The organism is Actinoplanes sp. NPDC048791 (assembly GCF_040650095.1).
In the GTDB taxonomy this organism is placed as follows: Bacteria; Actinomycetota; Actinomycetes; order Mycobacteriales; family Micromonosporaceae; genus Actinoplanes.
This window is the reverse complement of record NZ_JBEZGQ010001747.1, coordinates 1-1,034: the sequence shown is the minus strand read 5'-3', so window position 1 is coordinate 1,034 and position 1,034 is coordinate 1. Positions and strand designations below refer to the sequence as shown.

At 72.8% G+C, this 1,034-nt stretch carries 2 protein-coding genes; both read left to right on the top strand.

From position 1 onward, the window contains the following. The first annotated feature begins 83 nt into the window (after nt 1-83). Nucleotides 84-320: a hypothetical protein gene (locus AB0C29_RS50145; RefSeq protein ID WP_023560874.1), complete on the top strand. Its 237-nt coding sequence runs from the start codon at nt 84-86 to the stop codon at nt 318-320. 1 nt (nt 321) lies between these two features. Continuing rightward, the gene (locus AB0C29_RS50140; RefSeq protein WP_360835681.1) at nt 322-951 is read left to right on the top strand and encodes a Clp protease N-terminal domain-containing protein; all 630 of its coding nucleotides are present in this window, start codon (nt 322-324) and stop codon (nt 949-951) included. Nucleotides 952-1,034: the final 83 nt, after the last annotated feature.

Below are 1,034 nucleotides of genomic sequence, written 5' to 3'. Positions count from 1 at the left end.
CGGGCAGTCAGCCCGGCGCCTTTTCTGCGCCCTGATTGTCAACCGAAGTTGACAGAGGCGTCGTGTCAACGTAAGTTGACAGCATGACCGAAGCAACCGATCTCGCCGCCGCCGCCGGCAGCGCCGATCCTCGGGTCGGCCTGCGGGCGGTCGTGGCGCTGCGCCGCCTCCTGGAGGGCCTGGAGCATCTCCAGGTGGCCAACGCGCGACGCAAGGGCTGGTCCTGGCAGGAGATCGCGGACGCCCTCGAGGTGACCCGCCAGGGCGTTCACAAGAAGCACGCCGGTCGCGTGCCCATGCAGGATCCACGGGAGGGCTGAGATGTTCGAGCGATTCACCCATGCCGCACGCGACGCCGTGATGCGGGCCCAGGCAGAGGCCCGGGAGCTGCGGCAGAGCCCGATCGGCACCCAGCACGTGCTGATCGCCCTGCTCGCGGACGCCACCGGCCCGGTCGCCACGGCCGCCGCGCTGACCACCAAGGGGGTCGACGCCCGGTTCGTCCGCGCCGAGGTCGAGCGCCGGGTGGGGCCCGGACCCGAGCCGAGCGTCCCGGTGACCGACACCGACGCGGAGGACGCGGCGGCCCTGAAGGCGATCGGCATCGACCTGGACGCGGTCCGCCGGGCGATCGAGGAGAACTTCGGCCCCGGCGCGCTGCGGCTGCCGCTGGCCACGGCCCCGAAGCGCCGCGGTCTGCTGCGCCGCGCCCGTCCGCGCACCCGCACCAGCGGGCACATCCCGTTCTCGCCGCGGAGCAAGAAGGTGCTCGAGCTCTCCCTGCGCGAGGCGCTCCGGCTCAAGCACAACTTCATCGCGCCGGAGCACATCATGCTCGGCATCCTGCGCGAGGGTCAGGGACTGGCGGTGCAGATCCTCACCGGTGCCGGCGTGGACCAGGAACGGCTCCGCGAGGACGTCACCCGTTCCCTGAGGAATCAGGCGGCCTGAGCTCCCGGCCCGGGCCCGGGCCAGCGGGTGGGCAACGGCCAGACAGCACGGTACGGGGGGCCGGGCGGCACCGGCCCGGATCT